This is a genomic window from Bradyrhizobium liaoningense, from assembly GCF_018130825.1.
Taxonomy (GTDB): Bacteria; Pseudomonadota; Alphaproteobacteria; order Rhizobiales; family Xanthobacteraceae; genus Bradyrhizobium; species Bradyrhizobium liaoningense_B.
The window spans coordinates 601,211-627,397 of record NZ_JAFCJS010000004.1 but is presented as its reverse complement, the minus strand read 5'-3'; the positions used below and the strand labels follow the sequence as shown (position 1 = coordinate 627,397).

The following is a 26,187-nucleotide window of genomic DNA, read 5'->3' as shown; positions in this document are numbered from 1 at the left end:
ACGAAAGGCATGCAGATGAACCTTCTCCTTCGCTTCGTGCTGCGCGTCGCGATCACCGTCGTGATGATGATCATCGGTGGGCGCGCCGGCGCGGCCGCCCCGACCGATCCCAGCGGCACATGGCTCGTCGAGGACGGCCGCGCCCGCATCCGGCTCGAGCGCTGCGGCCCGGCGCGCGACCGCATCTGCGGCTTCATCGTCTGGATGAAGGAGCCGGCCGACAAGCGCGGCCAGCCCTATCGCGACAAGGAAAACCCTGACGCCGACAAGCGCGCCCGCACGCTGCTCGGCCACCAGCTCATCATGGGACTGCAGGCGACGCCCGAGGGACGGTTTGCCGGCGACATCTACAATGCCGAGGACGGCAAGTCTTATTCGGTCTCGCTTTGGCGCGAATCCGCCGATCGCTTGAAGCTGAAGGGCTGCCTCATAAAATTCCTGTGCCAGACCCAGACCTGGCAGCAGACCCTCGACGTGCTGCCCGGCCAGCTCGTCGGGCTGACCGGCGATCTCAACGGCCCGCGTGCCGACAAGGAATGGGCGGCCGCGCCGGCCCCGAAGCCGATCCAGGTGAAAGCGAAATAGCTTTCAGGGCGTCCGCAGCGCCTTTCGCAATTCGTCGAGCGCGTCAGCGAGCTGCTCGCGGTGCGCGATGTCGTCCTTGGGGATGGCCGCGACGCTGCCGGCTAGCTCCCGCAGGATGCCGGCCAGCAGTCCGAAGTTGATATGCAGATGCACCGATTTGCGTTCATCGGCCGCGCCCGGATGCTGCAGCACGAGCGCAACGCCGCTGCCGTCGAGCCGCGCCTCGAAGCGCGATGAATGCTCGAAGGTGCCGACATAGAACTTGTCGGGATATTCGAGCGCGACCTCTGCCTTGTCGGGAACCGGCCTGGACATGTGAGCCTCATCGATGCCTGGAGCATGATCCGGAAAAGTGTGAAGCGGTTTTCCGAAAGATCATGCTCCAACAAAGAGATAAAGCGCGATGATGGTTCATCATCGCGCTTTAGCCATTCTGGCCGGGAATAAATCCGTCCGCCTTGCGATAGGTCGGAGGCGGGTCGGCGCCAAATTTGATCCGGATCAAAGCCGGGCCGCCGCTTCTGCGATCCAATAGCAACTGGCGGGATGTCGTGTTGCGCGTCCTGGTTCTTGCAGACGTGAGACGATCGATGGACATGCACGCCGCGAATATCCATGCGGGCGACGACAACGAGCCTGACGTCGTGGGACCCGAGGTCGATGAGGGCCTGCAGCACTGCCTGCAATTGCTCGTCGATGCCGGTCTGCGGCCAACCCGCCAGCGCCTGGCGCTCGGCCAGTTGCTGTTCCTGCGCGGCCACCGTCACGTCACCGCGGAGAGCCTTTATGAAGAGGCGATGGCCGCGAACGCCTATCTGTCGCTCGCGACCGTCTACAACACCCTGAACCAGTTCACGGAAGCCGGCCTGTTGCGCCGGATCGCCGCCGACGGCATCAAGTCGTTCTTCGATACCGACACATCGGTGCATCCGCACTTCTACCTCGAAGGCGAGGATGTGCTGGTCGATGTCGCCGATGGCCTCGCCTTCACCAGGATGCCCGAGGCGCTTCCCGGCCACGAGATCGCGCGGCTCGACGTCATCGTCCATTTGCGCCGGAAGCGCGTGGCGTAGCATCGCCGCGCTCTTACCCCTCCAGGGGAGGTAAGAGCAGCGTCGCGCCTCACCGCAATCCCGCCCGCCGGAATCCCTCGAGATAGTGCTCGCGATCGGCGTCGCTGGCCCACGGCAGTTTCGTCGCAATCCACTGCAGCGAGATGTTCGGCTGGGTGCGGCGGAGCTCGCCGAGTGCCATCTCCGCCAGCGCGCCATCGCCGATCATGCCGGCCGAAACGGCGAGAACGCGGTAGGCGCCGGTGAGGTCGCCGCGGTGGCGGATCGCCTCGCGCGCGAGCGCGATGGCTTCGTCATACTGCCGCTCGGTGAAGCGCGCATAGCCGGCGATGCCGTGATAGATCGCCAGCGACGGATCGCGCGGTGAGAGCCGGATCGCCTTCTGCGCCGCCGCAAACGCCTGCTTCGACCGTCCGGCATAGGACAGCGCCAGCGCGTGGTAGCCTTGCACCAGCGAGAAGTTCGGGTTGAGCGCGAGGGCCTGCTCGAACTCGGATAATGCGTCCGCAAGCCTCCGTGTCGAGAAGTAGACGCTGCCGAGCGCGGCATGCGCCCAGGCATCCTCGTGGTCGCAGCGCACCGCTTTGAGCGCGGCGGCTTCCGCGACCGGGGCAACCGCGGCCAGCTCGGTCCAGCCGAGATGCACGCCGAACATGTCATTCACGGCCAGCACCGACAGCGCCTGGCCGTAATTCGGATCGATTGCGATCGCGCGCTCGAGCAGCGCCTTGGCGGCCGCGTGGTCCTGCCGGGTCACGCGCCAGTAATGTGACAGCGCGCGCATCAAGAGGTCCCAGGCGTCCAGGCTCGCGGGCGGCTTGCGATGGCTGCGAAAATTCTCCGCCGCGTGGATGTGCGGCTCGATCGCCGCGACGATCGCGTTGGTGATCTCGTCCTGCACGGCGAAGACATCGACGAGCTCGCGGTCGTAGCGCTCGGCCCAGAGATGGCTGCCTGACGTGGCGTCGTTGAGCTGCGCGGTGATGCGCACCCGGTTGTCCGCCTTGCGCACGCTGCCTTCGACGATGTAGCGAACGCCGAGCTCCTCGGCGATCTGTCTGATGTGGACCGCGCGACCCTTGTAGGTGAAGGACGAGTTGCGGGCGATCACCATGAACCAGCGCTGCTTCGACAGCGCGGTGAGGATGTCCTCGCTGATGCCGTCGCCAAAATAATCCTGTGCGGGATCGCCGCTCATGTTCTCGAAGGCGAGCACCGCGATCGCCGGACGGTCGGTCACTGCGCGCGCCGTTGCGGGTTCAGCGGGCGCCGGCGCGGCGGCCCCGTCTTCCCGGACGTCGCCGACGAAACGAAAGCCCTTGCGCGGAATGGTCTTGATCAGCCGCTGGGTCGCGCCGTCGTCGCCCAGCGCCTTGCGCGCGGCGTTGATGCGGCTGTTCAGGGCGGAATCCGAGACGATGCGGTCGCTCCAGATCTGGCTGATCAGGTCATCCTTGCTGACCACTCGGGTGCGCTCCGCGACGAGGTAAAGCAGCAGATCGAACACCTGCGGCTGCAACGGCACGGCCACTCCGGAGCAAGTGAGCTCCCGCAGATCGCCGTCCAGCACGTTGTTTTCAAAGAAAAATCGCACGTTTCCGTCGTCTCAAGCAAAAATCAAAGTCGTCTCAGGCGAAAATCAACCCTCCGCGAAAGTCGGAGGACCTCCGATCCGGCATGGTGCGAAGACCAAACAGTGCCGATGTCTCGGCACAACGGAGCGTTCTATGACCCAACTTGATCACCAGGTTCATTCCATCGGCCCGGAGGTTGCGGGCTCGCGCATTTTCAGGTTCATCGCCTTTCTGTACGGAATTGCGGCATATCTCGTCTTTTTCGTCACCGTTCTCTACGCCATCGGCTTCGTCATGGGGGTGATGGTGCCGAAGACCATCGACACCGGAGCCGAAGCGCCCGTCGTCCGCGCGGTCATCGTCAATCTGCTGCTGATGTCGCTGTTCGCGGTTCAACATAGCGTGATGGCGCGCCAACAATTCAAGGCGTGGTGGACGCAGTTCGTCCCCAAGCCGGTCGAGCGCTCGACCTACGTGTTGTTCGCGAGCCTGTCATTGCTCCTCCTGTTCTGGCAGTGGCGTCCGCTGCCCACGGTCATATGGGAGGTCGAGAACCCCGATCTTGCCGTGACGGTGGTCACGCTGTCCTTCGCGGGCTGGGTGCTGGTGTTCACCTCGACCTTCATCATCAATCACTTCGAGTTGTTCGGCCTGTCTCAGGTGACCGATCATCTAGTCGGCCGGGAAGCCGCGCCGCCGCGTTTCAAGACGCCGCTGCTCTACAAGTTCGTCCGTCATCCGATCTATCTCGGTTTCATCATCGCGTTCTGGGCGGCGCCGGTCATGACTGTGGGCCATCTGCTGTTCGCGGCCGTGACCACGCTCTACATCTTCGTCGGCATCGCGCTGGAGGAGCACGACCTCATCGAGCTCTTCGGCGACGACTACCGGCAGTACAAACAACGGGTGTCGATGCTTATTCCCTGGCGCAGATCAGTATAGTCTTAGCCTCGCGCCACGCGTCCACCGAATGGAGGACGCGTGGCGCGCCGACACGCGATATCGATCCTTCATCATGGAGACGACCCAAATGAAACATGTCGGAAACTGCTTCTGCGGCGCTGTCACGGTCGAGGTCACGGGCGCGCCGGAGGCGATGGGCTATTGCCATTGCCGTTCCTGCCGGTCCTGGTCCGGCGGACCGGTGAACGCCTTCAGCCTGTGGAAGCCCGAAGCCGTGCGCATCACCGAGGGCGCCCAGCATGTCGAGACCTTCGCCAAGACGCCGCTCAGCCAGCGCAAATATTGCAGGAAGTGCGGCGGCCATCTGATGACCAATCACCCCCCGCTCGGCCTTATCGACGTTTTCACCGCCACCATCCCCACGCTCGCGTTCACGCCCGGCGTCCACGTCAATTACGCCGAGACCGTGCTGCCGATGCGCGACGGTCTGCCCAAGCTGAAGGATTTCCCGGCCGAGTTCGGCGGCAGCGGCGAGATGATGCAGGAGTAGCTTTTCCCTGACCCTCCCCTGAAGGGGGAGGGTCGATCGCGCGCAGCGCGAGCGGGGTGGGGTGATCTCTCCGCACGGGCAGTGTCCGTCGTGGAGAGACCGTCACCCCACCCCGTCTCTCATCTTCGCTACGCTCAGATGCGAGCCGACCCTCCCCCTCCAGGGGAGGGTGAACGGCTACCTCATCCCCGCGCGCCGAAATCCTTCCAGATAATGCGCGCGATCTTCTTCCCGCAGCATCGGCAATTCGCGCGTGATCCAGGCGAGCGAGATCCCGGGCTGGGCGCGGCGCAGGCCTTCCAGCGCGGACGCCGCGAATGCGGGATCCCCCGACATGCCGGCGGCGGCGGTCAGCACACGATGGGCACCGACGAAATCGGCGCGCTGCCGCATCGATTCCCGCGCCATCTGCATGGACTGCTCGTAGTTGCGGCCGATGAACTGGGCATACGCCGCAACGCCGCAATAGATCGCCGCGAGCGGATCGCGCGGGCTCAGCCGCAGCGCGCGCCGCGCAGCGGCATCGCCGTCCTGCCATCGTCCCGCGTAGCACAGCGTCACGCCGTGGAAGGCGTGCGCCATCGCGAAGTTCGGATTGAGCATCAAGGCCTGCTCGAACTCCGCCAGCGCATCGTCGAAACGGCGGCGGAACAGATAGGTATAGGCGAGGCCGTGATGGGCGAAGGCGTCCTCGCGATCGGCCTCCACCGCGGCAAGCGCCGCGCGTTCGGCGACCGGCACGGTCGCGGCCATGTCGGCCCAGCCCATATGCGCGCCGAAGATGTGACTGGTCGCGAGCAGGCCCAGCGCCTTGCCATAGGCCGGGTCGATCGCGACGGCCTTCTCGAGCAGTCCTTGCGCCGTCGCATTGTCCTCGCGGGTGATGCGCCAGTAATGCGACAGCCCTCGCATCAACAGGCCCCAGGCATCGAGGCTGCCCGGCGGCTTCTGCTGGGCGCGAAAGCTCTCGGCGGCATAGAGCTGCGGCTCGATCGCGGCGACGATCGCGTCGGTGATCTCGTCCTGCACCGCGAAGATGTCGGCAAGCTCGCGGTCGTAGCGCTCGGCCCAGAGATGGCTGCCGGTCGAGACGTCGTTGAGCTGGGCCGAGACGCGCAGGCGGTCGCCGCTCCGTCGCACGCTGCCTTCGACCACGTAGCGCACGCCGAGCTCGCGCGCGACCTCGTGGATGTGCACGGCGCGGCCCTTGTAGACGAAGGAGGAATTGCGCGCGATGACGAAGAACCAGCGCAGCTTCGACAGCGCCGTGATGATGTCTTCGCTGATGCCGTCGGAGAAATAATCCTGTTCGCGGTCGCCGCTCATGTTGGTGAAGGGCAGCACGGCGATCGCGGGCCGATCGGGCAGCGCGAGCACGGCCTGCGGCGCCGGGGTGAGGCGACCGAGCTCCGGCGGAACCGTGCCAAGCTGTGTCTGCACGTCGCCGACGAAGCGAAATCCCTTGCGCGCGATGGTACGGATCAGCGCCTGGTTCGCGCCATTGTCGCCGATCGCCTTGCGGGCCGCGTTGATCCGGCTGGTCAGGGTGGATTCCGAGACGCTGCGCCCATGCCAGATCTTGTCGATCAGCTCGTCCTTGCTGACCACCCGGTCGCGGTTCTCCATGAGATGGACGACGAGATCGAAAACCTGCGGTTCCACGGCAACGGGAACCTGCTCGCGGCTCAGCTCGCGCAGGTCAGTGTCGAGAAGATGATCCCGGAATAGAAACTGCACGTCGAGACTCAGATCTCACAGCGGTATCAGCAATAAAAAAATCAAAATGGATTTCGACTTGAAGTCTGTGAGTCCGCCGAACGGTCTCTCCGGTTCACCACGATCGCGTGATGGCAGCCATGCGATTTTTGAGGACGAATACGACCTGAAATGACAATCTGGCCGTTCCGGCCAGATTGTCGCGGGCATTCATGGGTCGAGCACTGACGGGCTACACGGCTACGAGAGCAGAATCCCTACGGGCAGGGATGGCGCCTGCCGTCATTGCCGAGATAGGTGCCGGTGTTCGGATTGTAGGATTTGTAGCGCTGCATGCAGTACTGCACGTCGCCTTCCGGCGGCGGTCCATAGGCGGCGGGCGGGGGCGGATAGCCCGGCTCATAATAATATGGCGAGCCGTAATAATAGGGCGCGGCCACAGCGCCGCCGATGATCGCACCGGCCGCGAGGCCGCCGACGAACGCGCCGCCGCCCCAGCCCCAGCCGCGGCGTCCATACCAGCGCACTTGTTCGATCTGGTCCTGGTCCGCGTGCGTCATCGCCAGCGGTTGTCCGATCGGCGCCGCCGACGCATGCGTCAGTGTTGCCGCCGACAGGCTCGCAAGCAGACAAGCTCCGGCAACGAAGCGAAACGATTTCAACATTGTGGTCTCCTCGTCATGCGGCATCTCGCGCGCCGCACGTCAGTGATAGTGCAGCTGGCGAAGTGCGCTGAATTAAAGTTTGGATAGGAACATGACTCCCGCCGCCGTCATTGCGAGCGCAGCGAAGCAAATCAGAATCTCTCCACGGAGGCAGCCTGGATTGCTTCGTCGCAAGAGCTCCTCGCAATGACGGCGCTCGGACAGCGCGAGACATAAGTCCCGCATCGTACTGGCTTCCGCTCGGGCGAAGCTGAGAACATGTGACGAACTGCGAATGTCCATTTGCCGAACATTGCGACGTCGTTAAGCTGCCCGCAGACAGAACAACAGCCACAAAGAAACGCCCATGTCCGCCTTTCACGCCTCGACCACCGTGCTCGATTCCATGCTGTTCCGCGACGCGTTCGGCACGCCGGAGATGCGCGAGGTGTTTTCCGACCTCGCGCTGGTCGGCCGTTATGCCGAGGTCGAGGTGGCACTTGCGAAGGCGGAAGCGGCATGCGGCGTGATCCCGCAGGACGCCGCCGATCAGATCGCGGCGCGGACCGATGTCGCCGCGCTCGATTTCGATCTGCTCAGGCAGGAGACCGACATCGTCGGCTATCCCATCCTTCCTTTGGTGCACCAGATGGTGAAGCAGTGCGGCGAGGCCGGCCGCTACGTGCATTGGGGCGCGACCACGCAGGACATCATGGACACCGCCGTGGTGCTGCAATTGCGCGCCGCGCTCGAGATCGTCGAGCGGGATATCGCCGAGCTGCGCAAGATCCTTGCCGATCTCTCGCAGCGATATCGCGACACGCCGATGGCAGGCCGCACCCATCTGCAGCAGGCGCTGCCGGTCACCTTCGGCTACAAGACCGCGATCTGGCTCGCGATGTTCGACCGCCACGCCGAGCGCCTGGCGCAATTGAAGCCGCGCGTCCTGGTCGGACAGTTCGCCGGCGCGGCCGGCACGCTGGCCTCGCTCGGCGACAAGGGGTTCGAGGTGCAGGAGGCGCTCTGCGCCGAACTCGAGCTCGGCGTTCCCGCCTCGACCTGGCACGTCGCGCGCGACGGCTTTTCCGAGGCGGTGAACTTCCTCGCGCTCGTCACCGGCTCGCTCGGCAAGATCGCGCTCGACATCATGATCATGGCCTCGACCGAGTTCGCCGAGGTCTACGAGCCCTTCGTCAAGGGCCGCGGCGCCTCCTCGACCATGCCGCAGAAGCGCAACCCGATTTCTTCGGAGCTGATGCTTGCGGCGTCCAAGGCGGTGCGCCAGCACGCCGGCCTGATGCTGGACGCGATGGTGCAGGATTTCGAGCGCGCCACCGGTCCCTGGCACGCCGAATGGATGGCGATCCCGGAAAGCTTCGTGCTGACGGCCGGCGCGCTGCACCAGGCGAAGTTCGCGCTCGCAGGCCTGATCGTGGACGACAGGAAGATGAACGACAATCTCGCCGTCAGCCGCGGCCTGATTGTGGCCGAAGCGGTCATGATGGGGCTCGCGCCGCAGATCGGGCGGCAGGAGGCGCATGACGTGGTCTATGACGCCTGCCGCGAGGCCAACGACAAGGGGATCAGCCTTGCCGACGCGCTCTCCGCAGATTCACGGATATCGAGCCGCATCGACCGTGCCACAATCGAGGCGCTCACCTCACCGAAAAATTACCTGGGGCTTGCGCCCGCCATGGTCGATCGGGTGCTGAAATCTTCAACACGTTGAAAACCAAGATGCGTGAAACTGCGTATCTTTCATGTGTCGCAAGGCGCTCGCATACTTGTGTCCGGCGATGCTAGACTTAGATTGAACGAGAGACTTTCGGCAGAGGACCCGGCATGACCGATCAACGCATCACCGCCACTCCCATCGATCCCGCGAAACTCGACCGGCTTGCCGAGGTGGCGGTGAAGGTGGGCCTGGGTTTGCGGCCGGGACAGGATCTGCTGCTGACGGCGCCGGCGATCGCGCTGCCGCTGGTGCGGCGGATCGCGGTGCATGCCTACAAGGCCGGCGCCGGGATCGTCACGCCGATCCTGTCGGACGAGGAGATGACGCTGGCGCGCTACCGCCACGGTCACGACAACAGCTTCGATCGTGCCGCCGGCTGGCTGTATGAGGGCATGGCCAAGGCATTCTCCGACAACACCGCGCGGCTCGCCATCGTCGGCGACAATCCGATGCTGCTGTCGGGCGAGGACCCGTCCAAGGTCGCACGCGCCAGCAAGGCCAATTCCATGGCCTATCAGCCGGCGCTGGAAAAGATCGTCAATTTCGACACCAACTGGAACATCATCGCCTATCCGAGCCCGTCCTGGGCCAAGCAGGTATTCCCTGGGGATCCCGAGGACGTCGCCGTCGGCAAGCTCGCGGATGCGATCTTCGCCGCGTCCCGCGTCGATCGCGAGGACGCGATGGGCAACTGGGCGAGCCACAATGCGGTGCTGCGCGAGCGCACCAACTGGCTCAACGGCCAGCGTTTTCGCGCGCTGCAGTACTCGGGACCGGGGACGGACCTCACCATCGGGCTCGCCGACGGCCATGAATGGGAGGGCGGCGCCTCGCTGTCCAAGAACGGCATCAGCTGCAATGCCAACATTCCGACCGAAGAGGTCTTCACCACGCCGCATTGCCGCCGCGTCTATGGCCATGTCGTGAGCTCGAAGCCGCTGTCCTACCAGGGCACGCTGATCGACAACATCGCGGTGCGCTTCGAGGACGGCAAGATCGTCGACGCCAAGGCCTCGCGCGGCGCGGAGGTGCTCAACAAGGTACTCGACACCGACGAGGGCGCCCGCCGGCTCGGCGAAGTGGCGCTGGTGCCGCATTCCTCGCCGATCTCGCAGAGTGGATTGTTGTTCTACAACACGCTGTTCGACGAGAACGCCGCCTCGCACATCGCGCTCGGCCAGTGCTATTCCAAGTGCTTCGTCAACGGCGCGCAGCTCACCCCGCAACAGATCTCCGCGCAAGGCGGCAACCAGAGCCTGATCCATATCGACTGGATGATCGGCTCGGCCGAGACCGACATCGACGGCATTCTGGCCGACGGCAGCAAGGTCCCGGTGTTCCGCAAGGGCGAGTGGGCCAAGTAACGCGCTTCGCATATAGAAGTGGCTTCCCTGCGGCCATCCTTCGAGACGCCTGCTTAAGGCGGACTCCTCAGGATGAGGACGGAGTGCGCGGCAATCGCGTCAGGGAGAGGTGAACCTCCTCGCGACAGTGACTCCCGACTCTCACGCCGCCGCGTTGCGCAGCATCGGGTTGTTGTCGATGCTGAAACGGTTGAACAGCGTCGTGAACGGGCTGCCGTCGGTCGCCCGCACGATGGCGTCTGAAGTAGCCACCGCCTCGTAGAGCGCGCCGACCGGATCGTCCGCCTCTGGCAGGTCGAGACCCCTGCGGATGTCCTCGCGGGCCTCGTTGATCCCGTCCTCGTCGTCCAGTGTCGCCTCCAGCGCATCTGCCGCGCGCCGCATCTCCGAGAGGTCGCCGCCGGTGGAAAATTTGAGGATGTCGAGCCAGTAGGGGCGGGCGACGACGAGCTGGATGAATGCCTCGAAGCTCTCCGCGATGATTCCCGCGCGGCCCTCGGATGACACGTAGAGCACATTCCGTGACGGCAGCAGCACGAACGCGCCGCCGGAGCCGTCACTGCCGATCTGCCGCGGGCTTTCGATGCCGTCGATGGTGAACCAGGGCTCTTCGTCCGGCGCGAGGGAGATATCGAAGTCGCCAAGCCGGGCGACCATTTCGCCTTTGGCTGTCAGAACCTCTGGGCTGAGGGGCATCGGCGTGGCTCCTTCCTGATACTTCGCGCACTTTGTCGCACCCCGGAAAAGATGGGTTCATCTGCGCGGATTCGCAGGGAAATCCTGACGTTAACCGCTTCGCACCTGCAACTTGCAGCTGATTGTCGGGGCCTGCGTAAGGAAGAATTAAAAACCGGCTACTAGCGTTCCCAATATCTTTCGAAACAATCCGGGCCGAGACCCGGCCATACATATTAATATTCCCCGGGGAAGTAGATGTCGCGCGCATTGATTGAAATCGGTAGTAGCAATGTGGAGCTCGAGCTGCGGCCGATCGAGCCGTCCTGGATCATCGAAGGCAATCCGGTGTCGCGCTCGCGCGTCCTGTCGACCAGCGCCGACGGCACCGCCCAGACAATCATCTGGCATTGCACCGAAGGGCGCTTCAACTGGTACTACGACATCGACGAGACCATCATGATTATGGAAGGATCGATCGTGCTCGAGAGCGAAGGCATGCCGCCGAAGCGCTATGGCCCCGGCGACGTCATCTTCTTCCGCGACGGCGCGCATGCCAAATGGCATGTCGAAGGCCACGTCAAGAAGATCGCCTTCTGCCGCAAGACCAATCCGGTGATGATCGGTTTCCTGGTCCGCGTCGTCAACAAGCTCAAGCGGATGTTCGTCTCCACCGGCGAGCGCCGTCCCGCCTCGCTGATGGGCGCCGGCTAGTCATCTCATAACGCTTTCAAGGACGCTTCCCAGCGGCCACGACGAAGAGGGGTCGGGATCAACATCCCGGCCCCTCTTCTCGTCAGGGCGCAGATCCTGTCACGACGGCAAATCGAGCCGATAGAATTCGGTCGCGGTCTGCGAGAACAGAGCCGTCTTCTCGGCCTCGCTCAAGGGCGCGGCGATACGCTTGAAGGCATTGAAGATCACCTGGTAGCTGCACTGGCCCTTGTCCGGCGGAAAATTGCTCTCGAACATCGCGCGCCTCACGCCGAACGCCTCGATGCAGGTCTCGACATAGGGCCGCCAGGCCGCGGCAAGCTCCTCGGATGACGGCGGCCTCTCGCGCAGATGGAAATCGTAACCGAGCAGGCACATCGCAAGGCCTCCGAGCTTCACCACCACGTTCTCGCATGTTGCGATCTCCCGGATCGAGGCGCGCCACTGCGGGAACACCTCCTCGCGCCGTCCCGCAAAGCGGCCGACGCCCGCCGGTCCGCCGCAATGGTCGAGCACGATCCTGGTGTCGGGGAAGGCGCGCGCCAGCTCGGTCAGCTCGCCGATCTGCGGATGAAACAGCCAGGCATCGAAGCTGAGGTTCAGCGGGGCGAGATGGGCAAACCCTTTGCGGAAGGCCGGGTCCTGCAACAGGCCTTTCGGCCGGTTGGCATACATGCCGGCGACGACGGGGTCTTCGTCCCAGGCGGAGGAATGCCGGATGCCGCGGAAGCGGCCGTTGCCGGCGGCGATCTCCGTTTCCAGCACGGGTCTTGCGGCGTCACCCAGCAGCAGATTGGCATGGCTGACGATGCCGGCGCAGATCGCGGCCTTGCCGTAACCACCGCTCGCGCTCATCGCCGCGACGCCGTTGGCGAACTCGACCTCGCCGACGGGCCGGAACGCCTCAGGCCCATGCGCGCGATACATCGAGCGGCAGTCGACATAGACGGTGGCGATGACGTTGTGGCCGGAGGCGATGTCGGAGGCCATCTCCTCGATCAGATAGCGGTGCCCGCGATTCCAGAGATGGTGGTGAGGATCGACGATCGGCCGCAAGGGATCGATGATCTCTTCCTGATGCAGCGCGAGCCAGTCCTCGCGCGGCTCGACGAATAGCCCGCTCGTGTTGGCGGGCAGACCGCTTGCAGCCATCGGCGTTCGCTCCCTTTATATTTTGTGGCGGGAGCCTAGCAGTTCGTCCTTGCATGCAGCAGCGCGCGGCGCGCAACCGCGCCCTTCGTCTCGAGCACAGCGGCGCTGTCGTCAGGCCTTGCGCCGTTTCGCCTTCACGTCGACGACGAGCCGCCAATCGGCTGCGGTCGCAGGCTTGACCTCGCCGAGCCAGTGGAAGGAATCGTCGGTGATCTCGGTAAAGCTCCAGCGCGTCCTCTCGCCTGCGTCGGTCGTGCCTTCCTGCACGATGTCATCGCCGCGCGGACGGCCGATCTGCTGGCGGAACACGCAGCGCGCGGGATCGAACCAGGAAATCCGCCACGCATCGATGGAGGGATCATAGACCCGCAGCGTCGTGCCGTACCAATTGCCGGCGATCGGCAAGGCCGGCGCGCCCGCAGGGCGGGGAATGATCCAGACGTCCTGCACCGCGCGGCCTTCCAGAACCCAGCCGAAATGGATTTCGCCGGGCGCTGTGTGCTTCGTTCCATCGGGGCCGTGAGCGGTAATCTCGGCCTCCCAATCGCCGACGAAGCGGCCGTAAAGCTGGAGTGCCGCGGCATGCTCCGGGTTCGGTCCATCGGCGTGCAACAGTCGCGCAAAGTCGGTCATGTCGATCTCCTCTTGCAGGAGATCAGCACCAAAGGACGGCAGCCGGCTTGGAGAAAATTGCGCCTCAGACCCCGTCGAGGATGATCACCGTCGGCTTGGTCGGCAGCGTATCTCGCGACATCCGGAACGAGCGATCGATGCGATGGTCGATCTCGAACTGCTGGCCGATCCGGCGCATGAAGTCGTCGAGCGGGGTGGCGAAGCGGTGCATCGGCAGCACCACCGAAGCACGCAGCCGCCTGGTGATCTCGGAGACGCCGTCGAGCGACATGGTGTAGGTGCCGTCGATCGGCACCATCACGATGTCGAGCCGTCCGATCTGAGCGAAATGACTGTCGTCGAGCTTGTGGTGGAGGTGGCCGAGATGGCCGATGCAGAGGCCGGCGACCTCGAAGATGAAGATCGAGTTGCCGTCGCGGATCATGTCGGTGCCGGCATCGTCGCCGAAATAGCGGCGGATGTCGGTGGTGACGTTGCGAATGAAGGTGTCGCCGATGCGCTCGGAGATAATGGCCGGCTTGCCGTCCTCGCCCCAGCCATGCAGCACATGGGGAATGCGCTTGTCCGGATATAAAGAATAGTGCGTGCTGTGCGCCCGGTTCATGGTGACGACGTCGGGCAGCCGCCCCACCTGATAGGCACCGCTATAATCGGTGGCGATGCGCAGGCCGCCGGGCGTGTCGATGAAATAGGTGGAGTGGCCGGCATAAGTGATCTCGACCTCCGCGGCCGCCGCCACCTGTTTGAAGACGACCGGCATGACCCGCGGCGCGGCATTGGCCATCGCCAGGCATTCGCTGCGCTGGGGCTGCTGGGCGAGGGCAGGGGTGAGGAATGCGCCGAACAGCGCCAGAGCCGCCGAAACCAGTCGCCGCATGAATCCGTCCCCGATGACTTCAGGGGAAAGTCTAGCGTGCAATGCAGCGCGCCGCCAACAGTTGGCGATCAACAGCGCGTCAGTGTCGCACCTGTCATTCCCGCCATCTAGTCGCGCTTTGGGCTGAACTTCCAGGTGATGGCGACGAGGCCTGCGGTGATCAGACCGCTGATCAGGCCGGCCAGCGGCAGGGCGAGCAGCAGGGCGGCGCTGGCGGCCCAGCCGATCGAGGAGAAGGCTTCGGCAAAGGTCGCGAGCCGCGACGAGGTCTGGCGGCGGCGAAATTGGCTGCGCCGCGCCTGGACGCGGAACCAGAGCTGGATCGCGGTCGCGGACGCCGCGCTGACGATGATGGCTCCGGCACTCACCGCGGCCTGGAATGGCGAGGCGAAGGCGAGCGCAGCGACCAGCGGGCAGAAGATGGCGGCGATTGCGATCAGCACCACCTCGATCTTGGCGCGGATGACGCTCGACGGCATCAACGGCGCGGTTGCGACCAGGTCGGGGGCGTCCTCGCCGGAGATCGTCAGCCAGGCGAGCCCGCCGGCGAGCTGTCCCGCCGCCATCACGATCACGGGCGTGATCAGCGTCAGGGCCGCGGAGCTTTCGGCGAAATTGCGCCAGAGCAGCAGCGCCGGCGGCACCAGGTAGAGTAGCTGCATCAGCGTCTGCGAGATCAGCCAGGGATCGCGCCAGAGCAGCGAGAATTCCTTGCGCCGCAGCGCCTGCTGCCGCGATCCGCCGCGGAACGCGCGCTGCTTCGCGCTGCGGCGGCCGGACCTGCCGTAAGCGGCGGCATCGATCGCGGTGTCGGCAAAGCGGCCCGAGAAGATCGCCATGACGCTTCCGAGCAGCACGAGCGCAAGCGCCAGAAGCAGCAAAAGCGCCTCGTTGTCGCCCATCGTCGCGCGCGCCGGCCACCACCAGATGCTGTCGATCTCGGGGGCGTGGGCGGCCATGCTGCCGGAGGTCAGGATGGTGAAGCGCGACAGCGTGCCGTAGGACATGATCGCGGCGACCTGCAGTGCGATCACGAAGCCGGCGCCGATGATGGCGGCGAGGATCTGCGCCACGAGGCGCGTCCGCGCTGGGCCGATCAGGCGGAACAGGAGGATGGTGACGGCGATCGCGATCGCCGCGGCCGACAGGCCCATCGCGATCACGATGCCGTACGCCGCGAGCCAGCGCGGTCCGCCGCCGATCACGAGAACGTCGATGAAGGGCGTCGAGAACAGCAGCGCCATCGCGGTGACGGTGAGCGCGATCGCGGCGATGCGGACCGAGAAGAGATTGGCCAGCGTCGCGGGCGAGGACATGATCAGGTCGAGATCGGCGCGGGCGTAGAACACCCGCGTCACCGATTCGATCGCCTGCGACAGCATCAAGGTCCAGGCGAGAAAGATGGTCGCCGTGATCACGATCAGCGAGGATTTGTCGAGCGGCAGCTGCAGATCGGCGAAGCGGCCGATCACGGCCCAGGCCGGCACGTGCAGCAGCGCAGCAAAGAACAGCAGGCCGATGACGGCGGCGCGCGCCCGCGTGCGCCTTCCGCCAGTCATCATGGCGAACCATTCGCGCCAGGCGAGCCTGAGCTCGTGCCGGGCGAACCAGGACAGCGCGGTCGCCGAGCTCATGCGGCTTCCTGCAGCGTCACCAGCGCGATGAAGAGATCTTCCAGGCTGGTGTCGGCATGGCCGTTTTGCTGGCGTAACTCGGTGAGCGTGCCCTCGGCGACGAGGCGGCCCGAGGCGATCACGCCGATGCGGTCGGCCATGCGCTCGGCGACCTCGAGGATGTGCGTGGTCATGATGACGGTGCAGCCGGCGCGGACGCGCTCGCTGAGCAGGCCCTTCACGTGGCGGGCGGAGACGGCATCCAGTCCCGTCAGCGGCTCATCGAGAATGATGAGACGGGGATCGTGCACCAGCGCGCCGGCCAGCGCCACCTTCTGGCGCATGCCCTTGGAAAAGCCCTCGCAGCGCTCGTGCCGGTGCGGCTCGAGCCCCAGCGAGCTCAGCAGTTCCTCCGCGACCGGTTCCGAGATCGACGGCGCGATGCCCCAGAGCCCGGCGACGAATTCGAGATATTCGAGCGGGGTCAGCTTGTCGTAGATCATGGGCTCGTCGGAGACCCACGCCATCACCTGCTTGGCGGCGACGGGGTTTGCCAGCGCATCGATGCCGAAGATCGAGACCGCGCCGGCGTCGGGCCTGAGCAGGCCCGCAACCATGCGCAAAGTGGTGGTCTTGCCGGCCCCGTTGGGACCGACCAGGGCGTAGAATTCGCCGGCGTGAATGGTGAGATCGAGGCCGTCGACCGCCAGACGGTCAAAACGCTTCGTTAACCCTCGGACTTCCAGTGCCGAGTTGTCCGGCTTCATGACGGCCATACCATCCGGTTTTGCATCGCCCGCGACCATGACCCGAAGATGTTTCGGCGCGGTGAATCGCATTGCCGCAAATTCCGTCATCCGTCTTGGACTAAAGGCAAGTCACCGTTTGTTGACAGTGCGCGGGCGTTCAGGCTGAATTGGCGCCGGGACAAATGGAGCTAACGCAGCGAAACGACTGCGTAGCGACTGGACACAAGATGCGGCGAGGCGGAAAAAAGCTCCGCCGGTTGCGTCGGGAGGAAGCGCGGCGATGCTGGATTTCGTTCAGCAGCTGGTCAGCGGTGTTGCGCTCGGCTGCGTCTACGGCCTGATCGCGCTCGGCTTCGTGCTCGTCTACAAGGCCACCGAGGTCGTCAATTTCGCCCAGGGCGATCTGATGATGCTGGGCGGCTTCTTCGCCTTCACCTTCATCGGCATGATGGGCCTGAACTACTGGATCGGCTTTGCCGGTGCGGTGGCGGCCATGGCGCTGTTCGGCATGCTGGCCGAGCGCGTGGTGGTGCGGCCGATCCTCGGCTATCCGCAATTCTCCATCATCATGGCCACGATCGGCCTCGGCTATTTCCTGCGTTCGATCGCGGGCATGATCTGGGGCACCGACGATCTGAAGATCGAGACGCCGTTCAGCCAGGGCGTGCTGCGGATCGGCTCGCTCGTCCTCGCCTACGACAAGCTCTCGGTGATCGCGGCGACGATGATCCTGTGCACGCTGCTCTATCTGTTCTTCAACAAGACCACGCTCGGCACCGCGATGCGTGCCAGCTCCGAGAACATGCTCGCAGCCTATTACATGGGCATTCCGGTCAAGCGCGTGGTGTCGATCGTGTGGGCGATCAGCGCGGCGGTGGCGACCTGCGCCGGCGTGCTGCTGGCGCCGATCACCTTCATCCATTCCAATGTCGGCCTCGTGCTCGGCCTCAAGGCCTTTCCGGCCGCCGTGCTCGGCGGCTTCGGCTCGATCCCGGGCGCCGTGGTCGGCGGCATCCTGATCGGCGTGATCGAGAGCATGGCCGGCTTCTATCTCGCCGAGGGCTGGAAGGACGTCGCCCCCTATATCGTGCTGCTCACCGTGCTGCTCTTGAAGCCCGAAGGCCTGTTCGGCCTTCACGTCCGCAAGAAGGTCTGAACGCATGCGCTTCCTGTTCAAGACCGACTACGAGGACGACATCAAGCTGTTTCCGCATTCGGGCTATTACGTCTCCTACGGCATCCTGATCGCACTGCTGTTGATCGTGCCCTACGTGCTCTCCAGCTATCTGATGAGCCAGCTCGTCTTCGTCTGCATCTATGCAACCGTCGGCGTGGCGCTGCTGATCCTGACCGGCTTCACCGGCCAGGCTTCGCTCGGCCATGCCGCGTTCCTCGCGATCGGGGCCTACACGGCGGCTTACTTGCAGAAATACAACGTGCCGTTCCCGGTCTATTTTCTCGCCGCCGGTGCCCTGACCGGGTTGATCGGCGCGCTGGTCGGCTTTCCCGCGCTGCGCCTGACCGGCATCTACCTCGTCATCGCCACCATCTCCTTTGCCCTCATCGTGGAGGAGATCCTGGCGCGGTGGGAGAGCGTGACCCACGGGAACGAGGGCATGCGGGTCAAGACGCTGTCGCTGCTCGGCGTCACCGTGCCGCGCGACAGTCCGACCTTCTATTACCTGTGCCTTGCCGTGCTGGTGCTGACCATCGTCGGCACGCTCAATTTGCTGCGCTCTCCGACGGGCCGCGCCTTCGTCGCGATCCGCGACTCCGAGACCGCGGCGCGCAGCATGGGCGTCAATGTCGCGCTGTACAAGGTGAAGTCGTTTGCGATCTCGGCCGCGATCACCGGCTTTGCCGGCGTGCTGTTCGCGCACAAGCTCTCCTTCATCTCGCCGGAGATGTTCACGCTCCAGCTTTCGATCGAGTTCATCATCGTGATCCTGATCGGCGGCACCTTCTCTCTGCACGGCGCGGTGCTGGGGGCGATCTTCATCGTGATGATCGATCCGTTCCTCACATACTTGAAGGACGACATGCCCGGCATCATCGCCGGCGTCGCCGCGACATTCGGGGCGAGCTCGGCGACGGCAGGCAATATCCAGTCGAAAGTCGCGGCCTTCGCCTCGCTCAACGGGTTGAAGGGCGCGATCTACGGCATCATCATCGTGCTGTTCGTGCTGTTCGAGCCGCTCGGGCTCTACGGCCGCTGGCTGAAGATCAAGCTCTTCTTCCAGCTGTTCCCGCTCTACAAGCGCGCCACCTTCAAGCGGCAGAAGATCTACGTGAAGTCGGAGCGCAACCGATGAGCTATTTCCGCGCCGAGAACCTGTCGCTGCATTTCGGAGGCCTGAAGGCGGTCGATGCGGTGTCGTTCGCGGTGGAGAAGGGCGAGATCCTCTCGATCATCGGGCCGAACGGTGCCGGCAAGAGCTCGATCTTCAACCTGATCTCGCGCATCTACCGGCCCACCTCGGGCCGCATCTTCTTCGAGGACCAGGACATCACCGAGCAGCCGCCCTACGACATCGCCAAGCTCGGCATCGCCCGCACCTTCCAGAACATCGAGCTGTTCGAGAATGCGACCGTGCTGTCGAACCTCCTGGTCGGCCGCCACCGCCATTCCACCACCCAGCTCTGGCAGGAGCTGCTGTTCCTGCCCAGCGTGCGCGCCAGCGAGAAGGTGCACCGCCGCCGGGTCGAGCAGGTCATCGAGCTCCTCGATCTCGAACCCTATCGCGACAAGCTGATCTCGGGCCTGCCCTACGGCGTCCGCAAGGTGATCGAGCTGGCGCGGGCGCTGTGCTCCGAGCCGAAGCTGATCCTGCTCGACGAGCCGTCCTCCGGCCTCAATGTCGAGGAGACCGACGACATGTCGTTCTGGATCCGCGACATGAAGAGCGAGCTCGGCGTCACCGTGCTGATGGTCGAGCACGACATGTCGCTGGTCAACCGCGTCTCCGACCGCGTCATTGCGCTGAACTATGGCCGCGTGCTGGCGATGGGCTCGCCCGCCGAGGTGCAGCAGCACCCCGACGTCGTCGCCGCGTATCTCGGAGCCTGACGCGATGGATGCCGCCGTTACACCCGAGATCATCCTCAAGCTCTCCAACATCGAGAGCTATTACGGGCCGATCATGGCGATCCGCGGCATCTCGCTGGAGGTGCCGCGCGGCCGCATCGTCACGCTGCTGGGAGCCAACGGCGCCGGCAAGACCACGGTGCTGAAGACCATCTCCGGCATCCTCGATCCGCAGAAGGGCGCGATCGAGTTCATGGGCAAGTCGATCCAGCGCATGGAAGCCGACCGGATCGTCCGGCTCGGCCTCAGCCACGTGCCTGAAGGACGTGAGGTGTTCCCGTTCCTCTCGGTGCGGGAGAACCTGATGATGGGCGCCTATCCGCGCAAGGATCGCGACGGCGTCGCGGAGGATCTGGAGCGCGTCTACGGCTATTTCCCGCGCCTGAAGGAGCGCATCAACCAGCCGGCCGGCCAGCTTTCCGGCGGCGAGCAGCAGATGCTCGCGATCGGCCGCGCCCTGATGAACCGGCCGACGCTGCTGCTGCTCGACGAGCCCTCGCTCGGCCTGTCGCCGCTGCTGGTGAAGGAGATTTTCACCATCATCCGCCGCGTCAACGAGGAGCAGGGCATGTCGATCCTGCTGGTCGAGCAGAATGCCAAGGTGGCGCTGGAGACCGCGCATTACGGCTATGTGCTCGAGATCGGCCGCATCGTGATGAACGACAGCTGCGACCGCTTGATGCATTCCCAGGACATCCAGGAGTTTTACCTTGGCGCCAAGGAAGCCGGCGCGCGAGGCGAACGGCGCTGGAAAAAGAAGAAAACGTGGCGTTAGATGGGTAACCCCTCCAGCGCATAGACCGCCGGCAAGGCAGGCAGCGGAGGGAGAAGGCGACAAGGAGGAGACGTGCATGGCCCGACCGGCGGTGCTGACGGTCGCTGATACGATCGCAAAGAGCTTTTTGCGAGCTGCGGAGACGCGGGGCGAGCGGGCGGCGATCCGTGAGAAGAAGTTCGGCATCTGGCAGCCGACCAGCTGGCGCCAATGGCTGGAGATCTCGAAGGAGATCGCCTACGCGCTCCGCGCCATCGGCTTCATGCCCGGCGACGTCGCCTCCATCATCGCCAATGCCGTGCCCGAATGGGTCTATACCGACATGGGCATCCTCTGCGCCGGCGGCGTCTCTAGCGGAATCTATCCGACCGATTCCTCGTCCCAGGTCGAGTATCTCGTCAACGATTCCGCGACCCGGGTGATCTTCGCCGAGGACGAGGAGCAGCTCGACAAGATCCTCACATGCCGCGCGCGCTGCCCGTCCCTGCAGAAGATCATCGTGTTCGACATGGAGGGCCTCGGCGGCTTCTCCGACGACATGGTGATGTCGTTCGACGAGTTCCGCGCGCTCGGGCGCAACCACATGGTCGGCCGCGAGGCGCTGTGGCAGGAGATGATCGACAGCCGCAGCGCCGGCGATCTCGCTGTTCTCGTCTATACCTCGGGCACGACGGGCCCGCCCAAGGGCGCGATGCACGCCAACCGCAGCGTCACGCACCAGATGCGGTACGCCAACGACTTCATCCCGGCGCGGGAGGACGAGGACCGGCTGATCTTCCTGCCGCTCTGCCACGTCGCCGAGCGCATCGGCGGCTATTACATCTCGGTCGCACTCGGCTCGGTGATGAATTTCGCCGAAAGCCCGGAGACCGTGCCGGACAATCTGCGCGAGGTGCAGCCGACCGTCTTCCTCGCAGTCCCCCGCATCTGGGAGAAATTCTATTCCGCCATCACCATCGCGCTGAAGGACGCGACGCCGCTGCAGCAATGGGTCTACCGCCGCGCCATCGAGGTCGGCTATCGCATGGTCGATTGCCGCATCGAGGGCAGGGCGCCGCCGCTGTCGCTGCGCATCGCCAACCGATTTGCCTACCAGTTCGCGTTCCGCAACATTCGCCGCATGATCGGGCTCGACCGCTGCCGCATCGCCTTTACGGGCGCAGCGCCGATCGCGCCGGAACTGATCCGCTGGTATCTCGCGCTCGGCATCGACATGCATGAGCTCTACGGCCAGACCGAGAATTGCGGCGTCGCCACCATGATGCCGGCGGAGCGGATCAAGCTGGGCTCGGTCGGCACCGCCGTGCCCTGGGGCGAGGTCACGCTGTCGCCCGACGGCGAGATCCTGATCAAGGGCGACTTCCTGTTCATGGGCTATCTCAACCAGCCGGAGAAGACCGCGGAGACGATCGATCCTCGCGGCTGGCTGCACACCGGTGACGTCGGCACCATCGACAACGAGGGCTTCGTCCGCATCACCGATCGGATGAAGGACATCATCATCACCTCCGGCGGCAAGAACATCACGCCGTCCGAGATCGAGAACCAGCTCAAATTCTCGCCTTATATCTCCGATGCCGTCGTGGTCGGCGACAAGCGGCCGTACCTGACCTGCCTCGTGATGATCGATCAGGAGAACGTCGAGAAGTTCGCCCAGGACCACGACATTCCCTTCACCAATTACGCCAGCCTGTGCCGCGCGACGGAGATCCAGGACTTGATCTGGCGCGAGATCGAACAGGTCAACGGCAACTTCGCCCGTGTCGAGACCGTCAAGAGATTTTACCTGATCGAGCGCCAGCTCACCCCGGAAGACGAGGAGCTGACGCCGACCATGAAGTTGAAGCGCAGCTTCGTGAACAAGCGCTACGCCGCCGAGATCGACGCGATGTATCGCGAGCGCGCGGTGGCGTGAGGCGCATGCCGATTTGAGAAAGCGAAGGAGCTGTGGCCCCCGCCCTTCGTACAATACGGGCCCAAAGGAGAGGAGACGTCAATGTCGAGATCGTTCGGAACGTTCGGCCTTGCTGTGAGCACTCTTGCGCTCACCTGTCTGCCGGCCGTCGCGCAAACCAAGATCACCAATGAAGGCATCTCGGCAACCGAGATCGTCATCGGCACCCATCAGGATCTGTCGGGTCCGATCAAGGGCTGGGGCGTGCCCGTCTCCAACGGCATGAAGATGGCCGTCGAGGAGGTCAACGCCGGCGGCGGTGTCCAGGGCCGCAAGATCCGCCTGGTGGTCGAGGACAGCGGCTACGATCCGAAGAAGGCCGTGCTGGCCTCGCAGAAATTAATTGAGCGCGACAAGATCTTCGCGATGGTGGGGCCGATGGGATCGCCCACCGTGCTCGCCGCGCAGGATATCCTGCTCGATGCCGGCGTGCTGCAGCTGTTTCCGCTGACGGCGGCCGAGTTCACCTTCAAGTTCGATCCGGCCAAGCCGCAGGAGCGGCTGAAGTTCAACAACCTGCTGCCCTATGTCGAGAGCACGCGCGCAGCGCTCAAATACATGATCGAGGCAAAGAATTTCAAGAAGCCGTGCATCATGCATCAGGACGACGAGTACGGAAAGAACGTGCTCGACGGCTTCAACCAGCAGCTCGCCGCCATGAAGGTGCAGCCGGCCTCGATCACGAGCTACAAGCGCGGCGCCTCCGACTTCTCGGCGCAGGTCGCCAAGATGAAGTCCGACGGCTGCGACCTCGTTGTGCTCGGCGCGGTCCTCCGTGAGCCGATCGGCACGATGACCGAAGCGAAGAAGCTCGGCTGGGACGTCACCTTCCTCGGCGCCACCCCCGTCAACGTGCTCGAAGTGCCGGCGCTCGGCAAGGACGCGGTGGAAGGCTTGTATGCCGCTTCGAACTTCGAAATTCCCTACGAAGACACCGCGAAAGGAAAGGCGAAGGACTGGCTCGTCAATTACAAGAAGATGTTCAACGCCGACGCCAACACCCAGGCGATCATTGGCTACAATGCGGTGATGACGTTCGCGCATTATGCCAACAAGGCTGGCAAGGATCTCACTGGCCAGAAGATGCTCGACGCGCTGGAGTCCGGCGACAAGTTCCAGGACATCTTCAATTCGCCGCCGACGGTGTTCTCGAAGACCAACCATCTCGCCACCACCGTCACACAGGTCCAGCAGGTCAAGAACGGCCGCTGGGTGCTGGTGAAGGACAATCTGATGTTTTGATCTTCGCTTTCACCCTCCCCTGGAGGGGGAGGGTCGATCGCGCGCAGCGCGAGCGGGTGGGGTGATCTCTCGACACGGGCGCTGTCCGTTGTGGAGAGACTGTCACCCCACCCCGTCTCACATTTCGCTGCACTCAGTGTGAGCCGACCCACGGGCGAGCTACGCCCGTCCCGGACCCCTCCAGGGGAGGGTAAGAGCTACGATCCCCCGCCCGCGTTGCCCGAATTCACCGGGGCCAGCTCGTCTTCCCGGCAGCGCCAGCCGTCGGCGGCTTTCACGAAGGCGAAGGTTCGCTGGATTCTCAGCCGGCGCGTGACGTTGAAGGCGTCTGCGGAGCGCTCCTTGTTGCCGGCGCCCGGCTGCGGACGGCCTGTCCTGGCGTCCCAGCAGGTGCCGGTGCAGCCGGAGGCGACCTTGCTGCAGGTGGTGAAGGGGGCCAGCACCACCATCTCGATCTCGCCCGTGACTTGCGCCTCCTGGTCGGTCACCTGGCTGTCGACGGCGTAGACGCGGTTGATGCGCAGGAAATTGCCGCAGGAATTGGCGGCGTGAATCCGCGCGGCGCAGAAATCGACGGCGTCGGTATCGGGGATGCGGGCCGCGACCTGACGGCCGAACACCTTTTTCGGATCGCCCTTGGCCGTGCGGATCTCGTCGGTCTTGCGTGTGAGGTAGTCGGCGAGACAATCCTCCGCGGACTCGAGCTCTTGCAGCGGCACATTCTCCTTGCCCACGAGATTGCACTTGCGATCGCGCTCTCGCGTCCACCTGCCGTATTCGGCGAAGGCAAAGCGCGCCGCGGTCGGGTCGAGCTTGCCGATCAGGCCAAGCACCTGGCCGTTGAGCTCGGTTTCCGCAAGCGCCAGCGACGGATCCGCGCAGATCACCGCGCCCGCCGCCGTATTCGCGGCGAGACAGTCGAAATCGGGATCACGCAGGATCGCGGCGCGTTCCTCGGTCACCTTGAGCAGGCACGCCTTGACCCAGTCGAAATCGTCGGCGCGGATCTCAGCCTGGCCGACGATGCCGCAACTGAGATTGCGCTGGCGGCCCCAGATCGCGTTCTCCTCGATCGCGGGCAGGCGATCGGGCAGGCGCGCGAGCCGCGCTTCGACCGCCGTGCTCAGCTTCGCGGCGGCGGCGGCAAGCTCGGTGTCACCGCAGAACAATTGATTGCCGGGATCGCGGATCTGCTGGCAGTTGTTCTTTGCGAACAGCGGCAGCCTGTCGGCGATGGCGCGGTCGGATTGCGCGGACGCGGGCGCCGCCGCAAACGCCAGCAGCGCAAGCACGGACAGCACGATGAACCGCATTCCAGTCGCCCCCGCAAAGCCTGGGGCCATGCTAGCGTCCCGGATCGCGCGGTGGAATGGGTTTTTGGTGGGGACGGACCTGCGTGACTCGCTTCGTAGCCCGGATGGAGCGCAAGCGTAATCCGGGGCCGGTGCCAGTGGTCAGAGTCCCGGATTTCGCGGAGCCTGTCATCGGGCGGCGCTTTGCGCCGACCCGTTGGCTCCATCCGGGCTACAAAAGGATCAATGCGCCTCGGCGGGCGCCATCGACAGCCGCACCGGCTCGTCGACATATTTCATCACGGCCGACTGGTAGAGCACGAACAACGGCTGGTAGCCGCGCACAACGTCGTCCTCGACCATCGCCATGCGACGGTTGTCGAGCATCAGCCAGTGGCCGTCCAGCTTTGCGGCCACGACCGCATGCTCTTCGCCGACGCGGGTGTCGCGCACCACGACGATGCGGAGGTCTTCGGTGGCGACGCCCGCAAGCCGCAGCGCGGCCAGCTTGGCGATGGCATAGTCCTCGCAATCGCCGGCGCCGCGCGCGAAGGTCGCAAGCGGCGAGCTCCAGACGTCGTCGGCGCCGTCATTGGCGGCGTGGATGGCGAGATTGATGGCGCGGTTGGTCTCGCCCAGTCGGGCGCGGCCGTCGCGGGCACGGGCCTGGTCGACGATGGCGAGCAGCTTGAGGGCCGCGGGCGACGCGCAATTGTCGCGGTCGCCGTCGCACAGCGCGAGCTGCACCATGTCGTCGTCGAGCCTGGACTTCAGCGCGGACCATTTCTGCTGGAGGCCGCCGGACGAGATGGCGAAAGCGAACACGCCGAACGGCTCGGCGGATTTGCGCACGAGCATGCCGGCACCCGGCGACAGCAGTGTGCCGGCGCGAAGCTCGGCGGCCGACCCGAACAGGACCAGTCCGCACAGGACTAGGATTGCGCGCCAGGCGCGCGAGCGAGCAGCGGTCTCCATCTGACATCCCCTTCCGGCTTCGCCCAGGTCTCTCTCGACCTCGACGTGCCGGGCTTTGTTGCTTTCGCGGAGATAGTGCGAGAGGGGCCGTTTTGTTCTGCTTAACGCGCCCGGCAGGGGTCCCAAAACCGTGGGACAGGCTGAAACAAGCCCGCCCAAATTGCGTAAAATTTTACGAATCGGCAGCTAGGAAATGTCCGGCGACGGCGAAATGCAGCCGATTGCAAGTTAGGGTTGTGGGGCTGGCGATTCTGCGTCCTATGGCTAGCGAGCCCGCGATTTCACGGGGTCTGTTAGTTAGGTCACA

The 26,187-nt window shown here is 64.6% G+C and carries 25 protein-coding genes; 13 read left to right on the top strand and 12 right to left on the bottom strand.

Annotated features, from left to right (window positions below):
* The first annotated feature begins 15 nt into the window (after positions 1 to 15).
* On the top strand, positions 16 to 585 hold the full coding sequence (locus tag JQ603_RS21585) for a DUF2147 domain-containing protein (RefSeq protein WP_212342348.1): 570 nt from the start codon (positions 16 to 18) through the stop codon (positions 583 to 585).
* A gap of 3 nt (positions 586 to 588) precedes the next feature.
* Here JQ603_RS21585 and JQ603_RS21580 read toward each other — a convergent pair whose 3' ends face one another.
* The gene (locus JQ603_RS21580; protein ID WP_212342346.1) at positions 589 to 900 is read right to left on the bottom strand and encodes a hypothetical protein; all 312 of its coding nucleotides are present in this window, start codon (positions 898 to 900) and stop codon (positions 589 to 591) included.
* Positions 901 to 1,175: 275 nt separating this feature from the next.
* Here JQ603_RS21580 and irr point away from each other — a divergent pair, with 275 nt between their 5' ends.
* Positions 1,176 to 1,658, top strand: a complete 483-nt coding sequence (gene irr, locus JQ603_RS21575) for a Fur family transcriptional regulator Irr (RefSeq protein WP_245003740.1) — start codon at positions 1,176 to 1,178, stop codon at positions 1,656 to 1,658.
* Between the two features lie 49 nt (positions 1,659 to 1,707).
* On the opposite strand, the gene JQ603_RS21570 is transcribed toward irr, so the two are convergent.
* Complete coding sequence (locus JQ603_RS21570) at positions 1,708 to 3,252, bottom strand: winged helix-turn-helix domain-containing tetratricopeptide repeat protein (protein WP_212342344.1); 1,545 nt, start codon at positions 3,250 to 3,252, stop codon at positions 1,708 to 1,710.
* Positions 3,253 to 3,385: 133 nt separating this feature from the next.
* On the opposite strand from JQ603_RS21570, the gene mddA reads away from it, so the two are divergent.
* Together mddA and JQ603_RS21560 are read left to right on the top strand one after the other, a co-directional pair.
* A complete protein-coding gene (gene mddA / locus JQ603_RS21565; RefSeq protein ID WP_212342343.1) occupies positions 3,386 to 4,174 on the top strand; it encodes a methanethiol S-methyltransferase in 789 nt (262 codons plus the stop codon).
* Between the two features lie 88 nt (positions 4,175 to 4,262).
* Positions 4,263 to 4,685 carry a GFA family protein gene (locus JQ603_RS21560; RefSeq protein ID WP_212342341.1) on the top strand — a complete coding sequence of 141 codons (423 nt, stop codon included), beginning with the start codon at positions 4,263 to 4,265 and terminating at the stop codon, positions 4,683 to 4,685.
* 177 nt (positions 4,686 to 4,862) lie between these two features.
* Here JQ603_RS21560 and JQ603_RS21555 read toward each other — a convergent pair whose 3' ends face one another.
* Positions 4,863 to 6,422, bottom strand: a complete 1,560-nt coding sequence (locus JQ603_RS21555) for a winged helix-turn-helix domain-containing tetratricopeptide repeat protein (protein ID WP_212342339.1) — start codon at positions 6,420 to 6,422, stop codon at positions 4,863 to 4,865.
* A 236-nt stretch (positions 6,423 to 6,658) separates the two neighbouring features.
* A complete protein-coding gene (locus tag JQ603_RS21550) occupies positions 6,659 to 7,066 on the bottom strand; it encodes a BA14K family protein (RefSeq protein ID WP_212342337.1) in 408 nt (135 codons plus the stop codon).
* Between the two features lie 346 nt (positions 7,067 to 7,412).
* Between JQ603_RS21550 and pcaB the strand changes: the two genes are divergently transcribed.
* Both pcaB and JQ603_RS21540 read left to right on the top strand, forming a co-directional pair.
* Complete coding sequence (gene pcaB / locus JQ603_RS21545) at positions 7,413 to 8,774, top strand: 3-carboxy-cis,cis-muconate cycloisomerase (protein ID WP_212342336.1); 1,362 nt, start codon at positions 7,413 to 7,415, stop codon at positions 8,772 to 8,774.
* A gap of 113 nt (positions 8,775 to 8,887) precedes the next feature.
* Complete coding sequence (locus JQ603_RS21540; RefSeq protein WP_212342335.1) at positions 8,888 to 10,144, top strand: aminopeptidase; 1,257 nt, start codon at positions 8,888 to 8,890, stop codon at positions 10,142 to 10,144.
* Between the two features lie 141 nt (positions 10,145 to 10,285).
* Here the strand turns inward: JQ603_RS21540 and JQ603_RS21535 are convergent, their stop codons facing one another.
* Positions 10,286 to 10,840 carry a hypothetical protein gene (locus tag JQ603_RS21535; RefSeq protein ID WP_212342334.1) on the bottom strand — a complete coding sequence of 185 codons (555 nt, stop codon included), beginning with the start codon at positions 10,838 to 10,840 and terminating at the stop codon, positions 10,286 to 10,288.
* Positions 10,841 to 11,077: 237 nt separating this feature from the next.
* On the opposite strand from JQ603_RS21535, the gene JQ603_RS21530 reads away from it, so the two are divergent.
* Positions 11,078 to 11,533, top strand: coding sequence for a cupin domain-containing protein (locus JQ603_RS21530; protein ID WP_212342333.1), 456 nt, complete (start codon positions 11,078 to 11,080; stop codon positions 11,531 to 11,533).
* Between the two features lie 99 nt (positions 11,534 to 11,632).
* Here JQ603_RS21530 and JQ603_RS21525 read toward each other — a convergent pair whose 3' ends face one another.
* From JQ603_RS21525 to JQ603_RS21505, 5 genes are all read right to left on the bottom strand, one after another.
* On the bottom strand, positions 11,633 to 12,685 hold the full coding sequence (locus tag JQ603_RS21525; protein ID WP_212342332.1) for an amidohydrolase family protein: 1,053 nt from the start codon (positions 12,683 to 12,685) through the stop codon (positions 11,633 to 11,635).
* Between the two features lie 111 nt (positions 12,686 to 12,796).
* The gene (locus JQ603_RS21520) at positions 12,797 to 13,318 is read right to left on the bottom strand and encodes a hypothetical protein (RefSeq protein WP_212342331.1); all 522 of its coding nucleotides are present in this window, start codon (positions 13,316 to 13,318) and stop codon (positions 12,797 to 12,799) included.
* 64 nt (positions 13,319 to 13,382) lie between these two features.
* Positions 13,383 to 14,195, bottom strand: a complete 813-nt coding sequence (locus tag JQ603_RS21515) for an MBL fold metallo-hydrolase (protein ID WP_212342330.1) — start codon at positions 14,193 to 14,195, stop codon at positions 13,383 to 13,385.
* A 107-nt stretch (positions 14,196 to 14,302) separates the two neighbouring features.
* Complete coding sequence (locus JQ603_RS21510) at positions 14,303 to 15,829, bottom strand: permease (protein WP_212342329.1); 1,527 nt, start codon at positions 15,827 to 15,829, stop codon at positions 14,303 to 14,305.
* Positions 15,826 to 16,575: an ABC transporter ATP-binding protein gene (locus JQ603_RS21505; RefSeq protein WP_212342466.1), complete on the bottom strand. Its 750-nt coding sequence runs from the start codon at positions 16,573 to 16,575 to the stop codon at positions 15,826 to 15,828. The genes JQ603_RS21510 and JQ603_RS21505 overlap by 4 nt, the downstream gene beginning before the upstream one ends.
* A 262-nt stretch (positions 16,576 to 16,837) precedes the next feature.
* Here JQ603_RS21505 and JQ603_RS21500 point away from each other — a divergent pair, with 262 nt between their 5' ends.
* The 6 genes from JQ603_RS21500 to JQ603_RS21475 all read left to right on the top strand — a co-directional run bounded on the left by JQ603_RS21500 (position 16,838) and on the right by JQ603_RS21475 (position 23,613).
* Positions 16,838 to 17,713 carry a branched-chain amino acid ABC transporter permease gene (locus tag JQ603_RS21500; RefSeq protein WP_212342328.1) on the top strand — a complete coding sequence of 292 codons (876 nt, stop codon included), beginning with the start codon at positions 16,838 to 16,840 and terminating at the stop codon, positions 17,711 to 17,713.
* Positions 17,714 to 17,717: 4 nt separating this feature from the next.
* Complete coding sequence (locus tag JQ603_RS21495) at positions 17,718 to 18,869, top strand: branched-chain amino acid ABC transporter permease (RefSeq protein ID WP_212342327.1); 1,152 nt, start codon at positions 17,718 to 17,720, stop codon at positions 18,867 to 18,869.
* A complete protein-coding gene (locus JQ603_RS21490; RefSeq protein WP_018643391.1) occupies positions 18,866 to 19,624 on the top strand; it encodes an ABC transporter ATP-binding protein in 759 nt (252 codons plus the stop codon). The genes JQ603_RS21495 and JQ603_RS21490 overlap by 4 nt, the downstream gene beginning before the upstream one ends.
* A 4-nt stretch (positions 19,625 to 19,628) precedes the next feature.
* Positions 19,629 to 20,417, top strand: coding sequence for an ABC transporter ATP-binding protein (locus JQ603_RS21485; protein WP_212342326.1), 789 nt, complete (start codon positions 19,629 to 19,631; stop codon positions 20,415 to 20,417).
* A 76-nt stretch (positions 20,418 to 20,493) separates the two neighbouring features.
* Entirely contained in the window at positions 20,494 to 22,332 is a 1,839-nt protein-coding gene (locus JQ603_RS21480; RefSeq protein ID WP_212342325.1) for an AMP-dependent synthetase/ligase, read from the top strand.
* 81 nt (positions 22,333 to 22,413) lie between these two features.
* Positions 22,414 to 23,613, top strand: a complete 1,200-nt coding sequence (locus tag JQ603_RS21475; RefSeq protein WP_212342324.1) for an ABC transporter substrate-binding protein — start codon at positions 22,414 to 22,416, stop codon at positions 23,611 to 23,613.
* A 197-nt stretch (positions 23,614 to 23,810) separates the two neighbouring features.
* Here the strand turns inward: JQ603_RS21475 and JQ603_RS21470 are convergent, their stop codons facing one another.
* Positions 23,811 to 24,926, bottom strand: coding sequence for a hypothetical protein (locus JQ603_RS21470; RefSeq protein ID WP_212342323.1), 1,116 nt, complete (start codon positions 24,924 to 24,926; stop codon positions 23,811 to 23,813).
* Between the two features lie 222 nt (positions 24,927 to 25,148).
* Complete coding sequence (locus JQ603_RS21465) at positions 25,149 to 25,880, bottom strand: transglutaminase-like cysteine peptidase (protein WP_212342322.1); 732 nt, start codon at positions 25,878 to 25,880, stop codon at positions 25,149 to 25,151.
* Between the last annotated feature and the right edge of the window lie 307 nt (positions 25,881 to 26,187).